We start from the raw sequence: 15147 nt of genomic DNA on the forward strand, positions 1-15147 counted from the left end.
CCCCCCCCCCCCCCCCCCCCCGCGACGGCTCCCCGCCGGAGGGGCTTCGCCCCTCCCGCGCTTCGCGCGGGGCCCTCCCGCGGCGGATGGGCCCTTGGGGCCGAACGAACCGCTCTCGCTCTCCCACGGTGAAGCCGCAGGCTTCTAGCAGCCGTCGGCGTCGTTGCTGTTCTCGTTCGCCCCGTCACGGGGGCGAGGGGGCATTCCTCAAGTGGGTACGCCGAGCCGAGGGAACAGCACCCGCTGCAGGAGGATCCAGCCGGCGAAGAACAGGACGAACAGCAGGAGATCGTTCACTTCACGCCTATCCGATCTTCTCGAGCACCCGCTCGAGACGCGCCCGGACCTCGCCCGCGATCTCGCCCAGCGCGGGCTCCGCCGCGGCGATGGTCTGCATGGGATCGACCGCGCGGACCACGACCTTGCCGTCGTCGCGCTCGTAGACCGCCACGTTGCACGGCAGCAGGACCCCGACCTCGGGGACCGCCGAGAGCGCCCGGTGCGCCAGCGACGGGTTGCAGGCGCCCAGGATGCGGTACCTGCGCCAGTCGACGCCCAGCTTCTCCTTCAGCGTCGCCTGGACGTCGATCTGCGTCAGCACGCCGAATCCCTCGCCCTTCAGCAGCTCGGGGACGCGCTCGAGCGCCTGATCGAACCCCCAGCTGCTCACCTTCTCCATCCCGATGCTCGCCATGGCCCCTCCCGTTCAGGCGTGGTCCGAGCCACCCGCGCTCGGAACGGTTCCTCGCCGAAACGAACTTGCGCCCCGTGGCTCCCACGCGTCAGCGGCGCGTCGCCGCCCCCGGAAGGAGTCCTCGCGATGTCCAGGAGCGTCCTCGTGCTGGGCGGCGGCTTCGCCGGCCTGGAGAGCGCCATCCAGTTCCGGCGCCGCGGCTACGACGTCACGCTCGTGACGGAGCGTCCGTACCTCTTCATCTACCCCACGTCGATCTGGATCCCCACCGGCGAATCACGGTTCGAGGACGCGTGTCTCGACCTCGAGACCGTCGCCCGCGAGCGCGGGTTCCGGCTCGTCGTCGGACGCGTGGACGCCGTCGACGGCGCGGCGAAGCGCGCGACGGTCGGGACGCAGACGTACACCGCCGACCACCTCGTGCTCGCGCTCGGGGCCTCCCGGCTGCGTCCTCCCGGCATCGAGCACACGCAGACGCTCGGCGGGGATCCGGAGGGCACGCGCCGGTTCAAGGACGCGCTCCAGGCGCTCGTCGCGCGCGGCGCCGGCCGCATCGCCATCGGCTTCGGCGGGAACCCCAAGGACGGTTCGGCGGTCCGCGGCGGCCCGGCCTTCGAGATGATCTTCAACGTGGACACGCTGCTCCGCCGGCGCGGCCTCCGCGACCGCTTCGCGCTCACCTTCTTCGCGCCGATGCCGCGGCCCGGAGAGCGGATGGGCGCGCGGGCGGTCGAGGCCGTGGCGCGCATGTTCGCGCGGCGCGGCATCGAGAGCCGCTACGGGAAGAAGATCGCGGCGTTCACGGCCGAGGGCGTGTCGCTCGAGGACGGGGCGCGCATCGGCGCCGACCTCGTCGCCTTCATCCCCGCCGGAGACGGGCACCCCGTCGCGAAGGCCTCCGCCCTGCCGCGCAACGAGGCGGGCTTCGTCACCGTCGACGCGGGCTGCGCCGTTCCCGGGCTGCCCGGCGTCTGGGCCGTGGGAGACGTCGCGGCGCTCGAAGGGCCCGCGTGGCGGGCCAAGCAGGGCCACCTCGCCGAGGTCATGGCGCGCACCGCCGCCGCGAACGCTGCGGCGGTGGACTGCGGACGCCCGGCGCGCGCCTCGTACCTCGCGCACATGGCGATCGTGTGCCTCATGGACACGGGCGACGGCGGCGCGTTCGTCTACCGCGACGACGCGAAGGAGCGGCTCGTGCCGCTGCCGGTGGTGGGCCACTGGGCGAAGAAGCGCTGGGCCGCGTACTTCAAGGCGCAGAAGCGCGGGCGCGTGCCGCGCCTCGTGTGAGCCCCGGCGCGCCGCGCGGGGCTGCGGCCCCGTCATGGCTTCAGAGGCTCACCCGCAGCGCGACGCCGAGCTGGACGACGGGCGGCGGGACCGAGATGGTGACGTCCGGCGGAAGGCCCGGCGCCACGTCGGAGAGCGGCACGTCCACGCCGAGCCGGAACTCACCCCCGCGCGCCCCGAAGGACGCGGCGACGAAGGACTCCACGCGCAGGTAGGTGAGCGCGAGCAGCGCGTGGTCGAGCCGGGCGACGAAGCTCCGGTCGGACAGGTTCCCCAGGACGGAGACCGTGAAGGTCGTGTCGTTCCAGGTGCCGGGCGAGGGCAGCAGCACGAACGCGCCCGCGTAGTGGCGGCCCAGGTAGAAGGGGCGGAACGCGGTGGGGTCGCGCTGGCGGAGCGGGGCGGAGGGATCGCCGGTGAGCTCGGGCGCCCCGGCGAGCAGGAACGGGTAGACGCCCTTCGAGTCGTAGCCGGCGTCGTCGAAGGAGTACTCCGCGCCGAGCGTGACCGTGTCCTCGTCGCTGTACTTCGCGGACCAGCTCCCGCCGACGACCGCGGCGGGCGTGAAGCCCTGCGGATCGACGCGCCCGAAGCGAATGACGAGCGGCGCGCCGGGGCTCACCTCGCGCCAGCGGGGCGCGTCGCGGCTCGTGCGGAGCGCCGCCTCGGCGTAGACGTCGAGGTCCCACACGCCGGCGGAGGCGTCGATCCCGAAGCGCGGCCGGTGCCCGTCCTGGGTGAGCGCGTCCGCGCCGAGCTCGACGGTGCCGAGCACCACCTCGGTGCGGCCGCCGACCCCGACCCGGCCGAGCCTGTTCGTGGGCGTGTCCACCCCCGCGGCGTCGTCGAGCAGCGCCACGCCGTAGGCGTTCCAGCCGCGCCGCTCCCAGGGGACGTGGACCTTCACCATCGTCGTGCCGGTGCGCTCGTCGAACACGGCGAGGGGATCGCGGCGGACCGGGTGGAGGTAGTCGGTCGGGTTCCAGAACTTCCCGACGCCCCACTTCACGTGCTGCCGGCCGGCCGTCACGAAGACGCGCCGGGCGACGTCGAAGTTCACCCACAGCTGATCGAGGACCGCGCGCGGGCCGCGCACGCCCGCGGCGATCCCGCCCGTGGAGGTGCCGTAGCCGAGGATCCCCTGCTCCGCCGCGGAGAGGGAGGGCGCCCCGGAGGTCACGGGCGCCGTCGGATCGTAGCGCATGCGCCCGAGCACGAACGCCCGGACGCGGTCGTTCGGCCGCGCGTCGAGCCACAGGTCGAGCAGGTTCGGCGAGGAGAGCGCCCAGTCCGCGGGCGGAACGTCCTCCTGCCAGAGCGCCTGCGCGCGCAGGTAGAGCTGGCCGCCGATGCGCAGCGTCTCCGCCTCGGCGCGGTCCACGAGCCGGCCCGCCGGCGGCGGCGCCGCGTTCGGGGAGCCGGTCCCGCCGAACAGCTCGGCCTCCTCGGGCCGCGCGGGCGCGGCGGGCTCCCCGGGGCGCGGCGCGGGCTCCTTCGGCTCCTGCTGCGCGGCCGCCGGCGGCGACTCCGCGGGCGGCTTCCCGAAGAGCTCGTCCTCCGTGGGTCGATCCTGCCCGAGCGCCGCGGTGGCGGCGGCGAGCGCGACGAGCGCAGCTGCGATCCTCATCGGCCTCTCCATTCCATCGCGACGCCGGCGACGCGGGTTCGTCTCGACCGCGCCAGCCCGCCCCCGCCCCCGCCCCCGCCGCCGGCGGCCGGCGGTCGGGTGGCGGCCCTCACCGGCTCTTCGACTCCAGCCACGCCTTCGTGAACAGGTTCGCGGCGAGCGGGCGGAGGTCGATCTCCTTGATGAGGATGAGCGTCGAGTTGCCCTTCTCGATCTCGTCGAAGAGCCGCATCTCCTCGGGGTACCAGACGTCCGCGCCCTTCGACGGCGAGAACACCTTCTTCCAGCGCGGGTAGTAGGCCGTGCGCATCAGCCGGCCGGAGAGCGCGAGCTCCTGGCGTTTCAGCACGTTGAGGGTCGCCTGGTCCACCCACAGCCGCACCTGGGGGAAGGCCACGTCCACCCCGGGCTTCGCGACGAGCAGGATCCGGTGGACGCCGTACACGCCGAGCTTCTCGTCCGCCTCGAACTTCGCGTCGTACTCCTCGACGAGCCGCGACTCGTCGAGGTCGCCGCGGCGCGTGTCGGTGCCGCCGATCCGCTCGCGCTCGGTGCGCCGCTCCCAGCGCCCCACCGCGGGGTCGTAGAGCCAGAGGTTCTTGTCGATGCGGAGGTAGCCCTTCCCCGCCTCCGCCCGCGGCTTCGTGAAGAGGAACATCTGCTTGTCGTCCTCGTCGCGCCGGTAGACGACGAGCTCGTAGACGACGTCGGTCTTCCCCTTCTCCTTGGCCTCCATGTAGCAGAGGGCCTTCCAGTCGCCGGAGTTGCGCTGCCGCTCGTCGATGGTCGCGACGACCTTGGCGAGCTCCTGCGGGGTGAGCGCCGCGGCGGGGCCGGCGGCGAGGGCGGCGGCGAGCGCCAGGAACGCGAGGGCACGGTGCATGGGAGGGCTCACCCGACGTGGTGCATGGCGGTGACGGGCTTCAGGCGCGCGGCGCGGCGCGCAGGGAACACGGAGGCGGCGACGGCGATCGCGGCGAGGACGAGGGCGTCCGCCGCGATGGCGCCCGGATCGAGCAGGAAGCGGAGCCGCTCCTGCGCGAGGAACACCTGCACCGCCTCGGGGAGCGCGATGCCGGCGGCGTTCACGGCGCCCGCGACGGCGAGGGCGACCGCGACGCCGGCGGCCGTGCCGAGCAGGCCGAGGAGCGCGGTCTCGAGGACGAAGAGCCAGAGCACCTTCCGCCGCTGCATGCCGATGGCGCGGAGCGCCCCGATCTCGCGGGTCCGCTCGCGGATGGCGATGGCGAGCGTGTTGAGGATGCCGATCACGACCACCACCATGAGGATCACGACGAGGAGCCCGGTGACGACGCGCAGCGCCAGGATGAACTGCTTGAACTGTCCCATCTCGTCGTCCGCGGTGGTGACGTCGAGCTTCTGGCCGGTCCAGTCCTCGCTCGGCACCGTCTGCATGAGCTTCATCCAGTAGGGCTGCGCCTCCGGCTCCATCACGCGGTAGCCCGCCTCGGCGAGCGCCGTCCTGAGACGCGCGGCGACGCGCGCCGCGTCCCTGGGATCGCGCAGGTACAGGTGGATCGCGCCCGTCGTCGCGGGCGAGAGCCCGTACAGCTCGCGGAGGGTGTCGGCCTGGATGAACGCCGAGAACGCGGAGAGGAGCCCCACGTTCCGCGCGATCGCGGCGACGCGCACGTCGGCGGTGTTGTTCACCCCGCGCGCCGTGGGCGCCGAGAGCGTCAGGACGTCGTTCACCTTCACCTTGAGCCGCTCGGCCTGGCCCTCGAAGAGGAGCACCGTCCCCGGCTGCGCGAGCGCCTCGAGGTCCCCGTCCACGACGTGCAGCACCTTGCGGAACGTCGGCTCGTGCGCGACGTCCACGCCGGCGAGCACGAGGTCCATGGAGACGTGCTCCGACACGGCCTTGGCCCAGCCGCGGCCGCGCACGGTGGCGTAGTCCAGCTCCGGCACCTTCGCGCGCACCGCCTCGAGGACGCGCGGGTACTGCGACACGAGCGGCGCCGCGCTGCCGCTCGTGATCTTGAAGAACCCGCCCACGTTCACGTGGCCGGTCATGAGGGTCGTGGCGGACTGCATCATCGCCGACTCCATGCCGGCGGTGAGCGCGCCGAGGAGGACGAGCAGCGCCGTGACGGCCGCGAGCGCGCCGCCGAGGAACAGGTTCCGCCGGGTGTGGCGGGCGAGGTTCCGGCCCGCGATCATGAGGTCGACGCCGAGCACGCTAGTCCTCCGTGGCCATCGCCTCGACGGGCGTGACGCGCATCGCGATGAGCGCCGGGTAGAGCGCGGAGAGGATCGCCACGAGGAGCACCACCGCGAGCGAGCCCCCGACCGCGAGCGCCCCGAGGCGCGGGAACAGCGCGGGCCCCGAGAAGACGAAGTAGAGGAGGTCGGTCACCGCGGGGATCCCGCCCGCCGCGCGGATGCCCCACACCACCGCGCCGCCGAGCGCCGCGCCGGCGAGCCCGAAGACGAGCCCGACCGTCGCGATCTCCACGAGGAGCATCGTCACGACGAAGCGGCGCTGCGTCCCGATCGCCCGCATCGTCCCGATCTCCTTCACCCGCTGCAGCGTCGCCATGACCATCGCGTTGTTGATGATGACGAGCGCGATGGCGAAGAAGATGACGACCGCGGTGAAGAGCACGACCCGGAGGAGCGTCACGAACTGGCCGACGAGGCCGGCTGCCTCCTGCCAGTCCACGACCTTGAGCCCCAGCCCGGCATCCGCGATCGCCTTGCGCACGTCCGTCTCGGTGCGGCGGAGCAGGCGCGGGTCGTCGAGGATCAGCGCCGCGTTGAGCGCCACCCCGTGCTCGAGCTCCTCCTGCGAGTACACGTGCGCCGCGAGGTCCGCCGCGCTCGCCCGCTCCTCCTCGCGCCGCTTCACGAGCGCGCCCTCGTCGATCTCGGCGACGTGCGCCTCGCCGACGAGCCCGCCGTCGGCGGCGCCGAACAGCTCCGCCTCCGCCCGCTCGCGGTCGATCTCGCGCGTCCCCATCGACTTCTGCAGCGCCCGGATCTCCGCCGCCTTCTCGGCGGTGAGGTAGCCGTACAGGTCGCGGAAGCTCATGAGGTCGAGGACGCTCATCATGCCCGCGATGCCGGAGCGCTCGATCCCCTTGAACTGCAGGAACCCGTAGACCTTCACGTTCACCGAGCTGAAGTAGCCGCTCTTCGAGGGCGCCTTGATGGTGATCGTGTCGCCGACGTCGATCTGGTAGAGGCGCAGCTTCGGCGCCACGACGTCGTAGAAGATCCGGTACTGCCGGTCGAAGCTCTCGTCGGTGGCCGCGAACAGCCGCCCGAGGAGCGCGTCGAGCGGCTCGGCCGCGGGCGCGCCGAGCGCCGGGCGGAGCTCCTGCGCGAGCGCGTCCGCGCGGATGGGATCGAGCTGCAGCAGGATCTCCCGGATGCCGCTCCGGTTCTCGCGCACCCAGCGCTGCAGCTCCTCGTCGCCGGCGATCCTCCGCCCGCGCAGGTCGCGCGCGTCCTTGATCTGGTCGAGCCGCCGCGCGTTCTTGAGCTTCAGCCACTCCTCGGCGTACTGCTTGCCGACGAGCACGCCGCGCTGGCCGGTGGGGATCCGCTCCCCCTTCACCACCTCCGCGAGCGGGAAGGCGCGGAAGAACGCGTCCACGTCGGTCCCCACGTAGCGCAGGAACGTGAACGCGGTGTCCATCGCGAGCGGCGCCACGCGGTTCTCGAGGAACTCCAGGCTGCCGTAACGATCGCGGTCGAGGTCGCGCCAGAACGCGTCGGTGGCGGCGCGCTGCAGCGCCTCCCACTCGCTCTTCCGCTCGGCCGCCTCGCGCCCCTCCGGATCCGAGATCTCGCGCGCCTGCGCGATCTCGTCGCGCAGGAGCTGGACCATGCGGCGCACGTGCGCCGCGTGGGCGGCGTAGTCGCGACGGAGCTCCGGCCCGTCCTCGCCCCCCTCCAGCCGCCGCACGTCGCCCCGCAGCCGCTCGAGGGCGAGGTCGAACGCGTTGCCGGTCGCGACCAACGCCTGGTCGATGCCCATGGGCACGACCTGCTTCACGTTCGGCACCTGGCCGAGCACCGCCTTCACCCGCGAGAAGTCCTCGATGGGCTCGAGCAGCGACTCGCCGCGCAGCCCGCCGTAGAGCTCGAGCGCGCCCTCCGAGCGCGCGTCGTACACCTGCAGGTGGCCGCCCAGGCTCCCCTGGATGGAGGTGCGCATCCCGCGGTCGATCGAGTCGAGCACCGACGAGCCCACCACCACGATGAGCGCGCCGACGAGCACGATCGCGCCCAGGATCCCGGTGCGCACCGGGCTCGCGAGGAGGTTCCGGAAGGCGATGCGCAGGAGCACCCGCGCCGCGTCGCGCCGGGGGGCCATCAGCGCCCTCCCGCGCGCCGGGCGGCGTCGAGGTCCTCGCGGCTCGAGATGCGCCCGTCCTCGATCCTGACGAGCGCGCTCGCGTGCGCCATCACCTTGGGATCGTGCGTCGAGAAGATGAACGTGGTGCCGTCGCGGCGGTTCATCTCCTTCATGAGGTCGATGATGTTGCCGCCGGTCTCGGAGTCGAGGTTCGCGGTCGGCTCGTCGGCGAGCACGAGCGCGGGGCGCGTCACGAGCGCGCGCGCGATGGCGACGCGCTGCCGCTGGCCGCCGGAGAGCTCGCTCGGGCGGTGGCGCGCGTGCTCGGCGATCCCGACCGCGTCGAGCAGGGCCAGCACCCGCTCCGCCCGCTCCTTGCGCGTCTGGCCGCCCTGCAGGAGCAGCGGGAACTCGACGTTCTGGAAGACCGAGAGGACCGAGACGAGGTTGAAGCTCTGGAAGATGAAGCCGATGGTGCGGAGCCGGAGCTCGGTGAGGGCGCGCTCGGAGAGCCGGGCCGTGTCCTGCCCGGCGACGATGACGCGCCCCGCGCTCGGGGTGTCCACGCAGCCGACGAGGTTGAGGAGCGTCGTCTTGCCGCTGCCGGACGGGCCGGCGATGGAGAGGAACTCGCCCTTGCCGACCGCGAGCGACACGTCGCGCAGCGCCGGCACGACGGTCTTCCCCAGCATGTAGTCCTTGGAGACGTGCTCGACGGAGACGATGGACATGATGGCGCCTTCCGATCCGGCGGGGCGGGAGCCGCGCGGCCCGCCATTGTGGCAGGTGCGTGTTGCGCGAGTGTGAACTTCCCGCGCTTCCATGCCACGTCGGGGGTCAGTCGTCCACCCGCGCGAGGCCGACCGCGAACCCGCCGGGCTCCTCCTCGCGCGCGTGCACGGTCCACGGCCGGCAGCAGACCGGGCAATCCTCCACGTACGTCTGCTCCTCGCCGCCGCCGGGATCGACGAACACGACGACCCACTCGCCGCAATAGGGGCACTGAACCTCGATGTCCACGCTACGCGCAGTTATAGTCGGACGGTGGGGAAGAAGCCGTTCAACAATCCTTTCGGCAAGCTGAAGGACCTCGCGAAGGCGGCGCCCCCCGCGCCGCGTGCGCCGCCGCCCCCACCTCCGCCGCCGCGCCCCGCGCCCGAGCCGACCGAGGAGGAGCTGTGGGAGGTCGCGCTCTCGGGCGTGCGCCCGCTCGACCCCGGGCACGGCGTCGCGGCCCCCCCGCCCCCGCCGCCCGCGGCCGGCACGTTCTGGCACCCCGACCTCGAGGCCATCGACGAGCTGCGCGCGCTCGTCTCGGGCGACGCGCCGTTCGATCTCGCCGACACCGACGAGTTCATCGAGGGCCGGATGTCCGGCCTGGACGCGAACCTCGCGCGCAAGCTCCGCCGCGGCGAGTTCGCCGTCCAGGGGCACGTCGACCTCCACGGCATGACGCGGGACGAGGCGAAGGGCACGGTCGAGGACTTCCTCCGCCGCTCGCGCCAGGCGGGGAAGCGCTGCGTGCTCATCGTGCACGGCCGCGGCCTCCACTCGAAGGACCAGCTCCCCGTCCTCAAGGACGCGCTCAAGACCTGGCTCGCCACCGGCCGCTTCGCGCGCCACGTGCTCGCGTTCGCGAGCGCCCGCCCCGTGGACGGCGGGGCGGGGGCCATCTACGTGCTCCTCCGCCGCGCCGGGCGCTGACCGCGCGGCGCCGCCTTCGCCGCAAGTCCGTTGTCATCCCGCATCGATCGGCATATTGCTCGATGACCGCACGCCTCTTCGGCTGCGCGAAGGAGCGACATGGCGGCGAGAACGACGAGGCGGTCCATCGACGAGGCGATCGAGGCGGCGGTGGAGGCAGCGATCACCCGCGCGCTCCCATCCCTCCGGCGGGCCATCGACGCCGCCGTGGCGGCGCGCGCGCACACCCAGGCTCCCGCCCCCCCGAGGCGCGCCGCTCGCCGGAACGTCGCGGTCGCGGTCCCGCGAGCCGGCGCGATCACGCGCTGGGTCGCGGATCACCGCGCCCGGCGCGTCCCGACCTTCGTCATCGAGGCGACCGGGCTCGACACGAAGAAGAAGATCGTCGCGCGCTACGGCGAGAACGCCGCCTTCGCGAAGGGCAAGCCGCTCCCCCACGTGAAGCTCGCGCAGGCGACCGCCGAGCCGGCGAAGGCGGAGCGCGTCGTGAAGGCGAAGCCGCCGATCGTGCGGAGGGCGGGGGCGCCCACGTAGTAGCTCGCCTTCGCCGCTTCGGGCGGTGCGCCGCGATCAGGTCCTGCAGGCGCCGTCGTGGCACGTCTGCCCGGCGGCGCAGGCCGTCCCGCAAGTCCCGCAGTTCTTCGCGTCGCTGCGCAGGTCGACGCACGTCCCGCTGCAGTCCCAGGGGTGTTCCACGGGGCACACCTGCGTGCAGGTCGCGCCGATGCACTTCTGCCCGGCGCCGCAGACGTGGCCGCAGGTGCCGCAATTGAAGTAGTCGGTCTGGAGATAGGCGCACGCGTCCCCGCAGGCGGTCGCGTTCACCGGACAGGTCGGCGCGGGCCCTCCGGCGCAGGCCCCGCTCGTGCAGGCCTGGCCGGCCGCGCAGGCTTTCCCGCAGGTGCCGCAGTTCTTCGCGTCGGTCTCGAGGTTCACGCACGTCCCGCTGCAGTCCCAGGGCCGGTCCGCGGGGCACACCTGCTTGCACGATGCGCCCTGGCACTGCTCGCCCGCCCCGCAGACGTGGCCGCAGCTCCCGCAGTTGAAGTAGTCGGACTGGAGGTAGACGCACGCGTCGCCGCAGGCGGTCGCGTTCACCGGACAGGTGGGCGCAGCCCCTCCGGCGCAGGCTCCGCCCGTGCAGACCTGGCCGGCCGCGCAGGCGGTGCCGCAGGTGCCGCAGTTCTTCGCGTCGGCTTCCAGGTCGACGCACGTCCCGCTGCAATCCCAGGGACGGTCCGCGGGGCACACCTGCTTGCACTGCGCGTTCTCGCACTTCTCGCCGGTCCCGCAGACGTGGCCGCAGCTCCCGCAGTTGAAGTAGTCGGACTGGAGATAGGCGCAGGCGTCGCCGCAGGCGGTCGCGTTGACGGGACACGTCCGCGGACCGCCACCACAGGCGCCTCCGCTGCACGCCTGACCGCTCGCGCACGCGGTCCCGCAGGTGCCGCAGTTCTTCGCGTCGGCTTCCAGGTCGACGCACGTCCCGCTGCAGTCCCAGGGACGATCCGTGGGGCACACCTGCTTGCACGCTGCGCCCTCGCACTTCTCGCCCGTCCCGCAGACGTGACCGCAGGTCCCGCAGTTGAAGTAGTCGGACTGGAGGTAGGCGCAGGCGTCACCGCAGGCGGTCGCGTTGACGGGACACGTGAGCGCGCCGCCGCTGCACGCACCACCCTGGCACGTCTGGCCGGCCCCGCACGGATGGCCGCACGTCCCACAGTGGGCCACGTCGGTCCGCGTGTCGACGCACGCGCCGCCGCAGGCCGTGAGCCCCTGCGCGCACCCCGCCGCGCAGGTACCATTGGAACAATACTGCCCCTGGCCGCAGGCGTTCCCACAGCGACCGCAGTGGTCGTGGTTCGAGCTGAGCACGACGCAGGCGCCACCGCAGCTCGACTGCCCCTCGGCGCAGGTGGCCTGGCACCGTCCGCCTGAGCACGCCTGGCCGGCGGCGCACGCGTTGCCGCAGGTGCCGCAGCTCGTCGGGCTCGACGAGAGATCGACGCAGGCGCCGCCGCAGCTCGAGGTCCCGCCCATGCACCCTGCCGCCTCGCAGGTCCCGTCGCGGCAGTCCTGCCCGCTCGCGCAGCGATGATCGCAGCCGCCGCACGCTGCCGCGCTGGTCTGGAGGTCGACGCAGGCGCCGCCGCAGGTCGTCTCGCCCTCGGCGCAGGACGCGCCGCACTTCCGGTGCGAGCAGAGTGAGCCCGTCGAGCACGCGTTGCCGCACGTGCCGCAGTTGCGCGCGTCACTCCCCGTGTCGACGCACGCCCCGCCGCAGTTCGTCTCGCCCTCCCCGCAGGCCACGTCCGCGGCGACCTCCGAGGACTTGCCGTTCGAGCTCGTGCCGCAGGACGCAGCGACCGCGAGCGCGGCGAGCACCGAGGCGACGATGACCGGGAAAGCAAACGCCGAGGGTCGACGACGAGCGATCGCCATACGCCGTTCCTCCGCGCGCCATTGCCTGTGAGCGGCTGGCGGTGCGCACGGACGACGTTACTCCCGGGCACGCGCCCCGCGGCGCGATCACCCACTTTTCACGCGGGGTGAGGACGGCTCACCTGCGTGACCCCGGCACGCCCAGGCGGCCCGCCGCGCGGTCCTCGTGCGCTCACGATCCGTTGACCGGCTCGGGGCAGGCATCCCGCCGCACGCGATCCGCCGAGCCTTGACGGCGCACGGGTTCGCGCCCTCCGCGGCACACGAGCAGGGTGCCGCGAGGAGCGAGCGGCAGGATCCGTCCGCTCCCGTGGACCTCGCGCCCGCAGCGCGCGTCCCCTCCAGGCGCGGCATGCGCCGAATGGCGGCCCCTCCCCCGACGCAGCGACCGATTCGCGAGTCGGGAGACCGCGTGCCGGGCAGACGCCGCTCGCGGTCCCTGTGGCGGCCGCCGGCGGCTTCGCCGGATCTCCCACATCTCCGCAGCGCATCGCACGCGCGGACACGATGGCTCCGCTTCACCCCCGGTCGCTGCACGCACGGTGTTGGCGAAGCGGCGCGCCATCTGCTACCAGTCCTCCGACCCTGCGGGTCGCGCCTCCGCGGCGTACCCCATCGTCGAGGGGGATCCATGCGCGTTGCGGCAAGGTGGTCGTGCGTCGTGCTGGCGGTCGTGATGGCGGGATGCAGCAGCGGCTCGTCGTCCGGCTCGGGTCCGCGTCCCGGAGCGCCGGGCGCCTTCACGCTGAGCGCGAACTCGGCGTCCTTCTCCGTGCTCCAGGGAACGACCCCGCCCTCGAGCGTCAGCTTGAGCCTGCAGGTCACCGGAGACGGGGTGACCTACGTCGGCGCCGGCTACCGGAACGGCCAGACCCAGCCGAGCTGGCTCGGCATCACCATCCCGTGCCAGGGCCGGTCGTGCAGCGTCGTCGTCTCGATCCTGACCACGTCCATCGCGCCCGGGCAGTACTCGAGCACGTTCGCGGTCGGCACCGCCGACGCGAACGGAAACGTGCTCGCGTCGCAGGACGTGACCGTCACCTTGACGGTGGCGCCCCGGATCGCGATCACCGGGACCGCCTACGCGTCCACGTTCACCTACGGCGGGACCCGGACGCAGGACTCCGTCTCGCTCGCCGTGCGCGCTCCCGGGCGCGACTGGACGGCGTCCACCGACGCGAGCTGGCTCCGCGTGCCGACCGGCGTGCAGAGCGCGGACGCGACGCTCGCCGTGAGCGTGGACGTGTCCGGCCTCGCGCCGGGCAAGTACCAGGGCCGCGTCTCCGTCACGAGCACGGCGAACGCCCAGGACACGGCGAGCCTCGCGTTCTCGGTCGAGGTGACCGCTCCCGTCCTCTCCGTCACGCAGACCGCGATCGTCCTCGGCGGCGCCGATGGCCTGTCGAGCGCGCCGCAGCCCCTAACGTTCACGCTCGGCGCCGGCTCGGCCGGCCACCCGTTCACGGTGGAGCCGACGACGGCCTCCGGCGGGTCCTGGCTCGTGTCGAGCGCCACGAGCGGCACGGTCGACGCGGCCGGGGTCACGCTCCAGCTCACCGCGAACGACGCGGGGATGATCGGCGGGACCTACACCGGCCAGGTCAAGGTCACCGTCACCGTGGGCGAGCTCGTGCTCGCGAAGACGCTGCCGGTCACGTTCAACCGGGAGGCGAACCTCCTCGTCGTCGGCGCGGCCGGCGTGGGGCTGTCCTCCTCGCCCTCGCGCTCGGTGCTCTCGCGCGCCGTCCCGGTGGTGAGCCCGACCGGCCGTACCGACGTCCCGTGGGACGCGACCTCCGACCAGGCGTGGCTCACCGTGACCTCGTCGGGCGTCACGGGGCAGGCCGTCACGCTCTCGGCCGATCCGACGGGCCTCGCCGCCGGGACGCACTTCGCCACGGTCACGGTCGTCTCGTCGGATCCGTCCGTCGAGAACACGCAGACGATCCGGGTCGGCCTGACCGTCCTGAGCGCGTCACCGGTGGACACGAGCCTCTCCATCGCGGCGGTTCACGCCGCGGCGAGCCCCGTCGAGCCGATCGTGTTCCTCAACAACGGCGGCGCGGACGTCACGGGCTATGACGTCTACGCTGCGACGGCGGTGCGGACGTTCACCGGCGTCGTCGCAGCGGCCGGCGCGATGGCGGTGAGCGGCGATGGCAAGACGCTCTTCGTGTACGACAAGACGAACTTCAGGGTCACCGCGGTGGACGCCGTCACCGGCTCCATCCTGAAGCAGTACGTGTCCACGCCCCTGTCCGGGACCACGCCGTACGGCGGTGGAGTCGCGTGGTTCCAGCCGGGCGGCTCGCCCACGCTCGTCACGCCGTCCTCCCGCATGTACGACCTCGCGACGGGCGTCGAGCACACGGCCCGGTTCAGCGCGGCGATCTGGGCCCAGAGCCTCGCGACCTCCCCCGACAGCGCCTACGTCGCGGCCGACTTCGGGAGCGTCGACAAGGTGAAGCTCACCGCGCTCGCCGGGGGCGGCCTCGTCGTGAGCGACGCGTTCAACGGCCCGGTCTCCGGCGCCGACGGCCAGGCCTGCATCAGCGGAGACGGCCAGATGGCCTACTTCGCGAGCGGCGGCATCTACCAGTTCCCCGGCGTGAGCGTGGTGACGCACACGCAGACCCAGGTGCTCCCGGGCGCTGCCTACCCGAACTCGGTCATCTGCCTCTGGAACGGCATGGTCATCGGAGGCACGGACTCCTACTACGACGCGACGGACGTCTGGATCTACGACGGGCCGACCGGCAGGGAGCTGGCGAGGCGGAGCTCGTCGTCGAAGGCGAGCTATCGCGCACTGCTCGACCGGGGGCTCGCGGCCTCCGCCGACGGGACACGGCTCGTGACGCTCGTCGGCCTCGGAGGCTACTTCACGCCGGGCGAGGTGCGCTTCCAGACGCTGCCGACGCCTCCGTAGCGCTCGGCGGCCGGGGCAGGAGCCCTCGCTCCGGGTGAACTGCTGCGACGCGGTCGCCCCGGAGGTGATCACGTTCGGTTGCTTCCGTGGTCCCGAGTCATAACCTCCGCTGATGAAGCATCCGTTCTTGCGTGTCCCGCTCG

Annotated in this window: 12 protein-coding genes; 4 read left to right on the top strand and 8 right to left on the bottom strand. The window is 73.0% G+C overall.

The annotated features are described in order from the left end of the window. Positions 1 to 304 precede the first annotated feature (304 nt). Entirely contained in the window at positions 305 to 694 is a 390-nt protein-coding gene (locus tag MNY60_RS15390) for a DUF302 domain-containing protein (RefSeq protein WP_242338867.1), read from the bottom strand. Between the two features lie 126 nt (positions 695 to 820). Here MNY60_RS15390 and MNY60_RS15395 point away from each other — a divergent pair, with 126 nt between their 5' ends. Then, complete coding sequence (locus MNY60_RS15395; RefSeq protein ID WP_242361032.1) at positions 821 to 1981, top strand: NAD(P)/FAD-dependent oxidoreductase; 1161 nt, start codon at positions 821 to 823, stop codon at positions 1979 to 1981. 40 nt (positions 1982 to 2021) lie between these two features. Here MNY60_RS15395 and MNY60_RS15400 read toward each other — a convergent pair whose 3' ends face one another. The 6 genes from MNY60_RS15400 to MNY60_RS15425 form a co-directional block, all read right to left on the bottom strand. Then, positions 2022 to 3608 carry a hypothetical protein gene (locus tag MNY60_RS15400; protein WP_242361034.1) on the bottom strand — a complete coding sequence of 529 codons (1587 nt, stop codon included), beginning with the start codon at positions 3606 to 3608 and terminating at the stop codon, positions 2022 to 2024. Positions 3609 to 3717: 109 nt separating this feature from the next. Beyond that, positions 3718 to 4491 (bottom strand): outer membrane lipoprotein-sorting protein, encoded by a 774-nt coding sequence (locus MNY60_RS15405; RefSeq protein ID WP_242338860.1) that lies wholly within the window; start codon positions 4489 to 4491, stop codon positions 3718 to 3720. Positions 4492 to 4499: 8 nt separating this feature from the next. Beyond that, positions 4500 to 5807: an ABC transporter permease gene (locus MNY60_RS15410; protein WP_242361036.1), complete on the bottom strand. Its 1308-nt coding sequence runs from the start codon at positions 5805 to 5807 to the stop codon at positions 4500 to 4502. Position 5808: 1 nt separating this feature from the next. Next, positions 5809 to 7950 carry an ABC transporter permease gene (locus tag MNY60_RS15415; protein WP_242361038.1) on the bottom strand — a complete coding sequence of 714 codons (2142 nt, stop codon included), beginning with the start codon at positions 7948 to 7950 and terminating at the stop codon, positions 5809 to 5811. Further along, on the bottom strand, positions 7950 to 8663 hold the full coding sequence (locus MNY60_RS15420; RefSeq protein ID WP_242338856.1) for an ABC transporter ATP-binding protein: 714 nt from the start codon (positions 8661 to 8663) through the stop codon (positions 7950 to 7952). Before MNY60_RS15420 ends, MNY60_RS15415 begins: the two co-directional genes overlap by 1 nt. A gap of 106 nt (positions 8664 to 8769) precedes the next feature. After that, the gene (locus MNY60_RS15425) at positions 8770 to 8952 is read right to left on the bottom strand and encodes a CPXCG motif-containing cysteine-rich protein (protein WP_242338854.1); all 183 of its coding nucleotides are present in this window, start codon (positions 8950 to 8952) and stop codon (positions 8770 to 8772) included. Between the two features lie 24 nt (positions 8953 to 8976). Between MNY60_RS15425 and MNY60_RS15430 the strand changes: the two genes are divergently transcribed. Together MNY60_RS15430 and MNY60_RS15435 are read left to right on the top strand one after the other, a co-directional pair. Beyond that, on the top strand, positions 8977 to 9636 hold the full coding sequence (locus tag MNY60_RS15430; RefSeq protein ID WP_242361040.1) for a Smr/MutS family protein: 660 nt from the start codon (positions 8977 to 8979) through the stop codon (positions 9634 to 9636). A 99-nt stretch (positions 9637 to 9735) separates the two neighbouring features. Continuing rightward, positions 9736 to 10170 carry a hypothetical protein gene (locus tag MNY60_RS15435; protein ID WP_242361042.1) on the top strand — a complete coding sequence of 145 codons (435 nt, stop codon included), beginning with the start codon at positions 9736 to 9738 and terminating at the stop codon, positions 10168 to 10170. A gap of 36 nt (positions 10171 to 10206) precedes the next feature. Here MNY60_RS15435 and MNY60_RS15440 read toward each other — a convergent pair whose 3' ends face one another. Then, the gene (locus MNY60_RS15440; protein WP_242361043.1) at positions 10207 to 12078 is read right to left on the bottom strand and encodes an MXAN_6577-like cysteine-rich protein; all 1872 of its coding nucleotides are present in this window, start codon (positions 12076 to 12078) and stop codon (positions 10207 to 10209) included. Positions 12079 to 12886: 808 nt separating this feature from the next. On the opposite strand from MNY60_RS15440, the gene MNY60_RS15445 reads away from it, so the two are divergent. After that, positions 12887 to 15004 (top strand): hypothetical protein, encoded by a 2118-nt coding sequence (locus tag MNY60_RS15445; protein ID WP_242361045.1) that lies wholly within the window; start codon positions 12887 to 12889, stop codon positions 15002 to 15004. Positions 15005 to 15147: the final 143 nt, after the last annotated feature.

Origin of the sequence: Anaeromyxobacter sp. SG17, from assembly GCF_022690695.1 — a bacterium.
GTDB lineage: Bacteria > Myxococcota > Myxococcia > Myxococcales > Anaeromyxobacteraceae > Anaeromyxobacter > Anaeromyxobacter soli.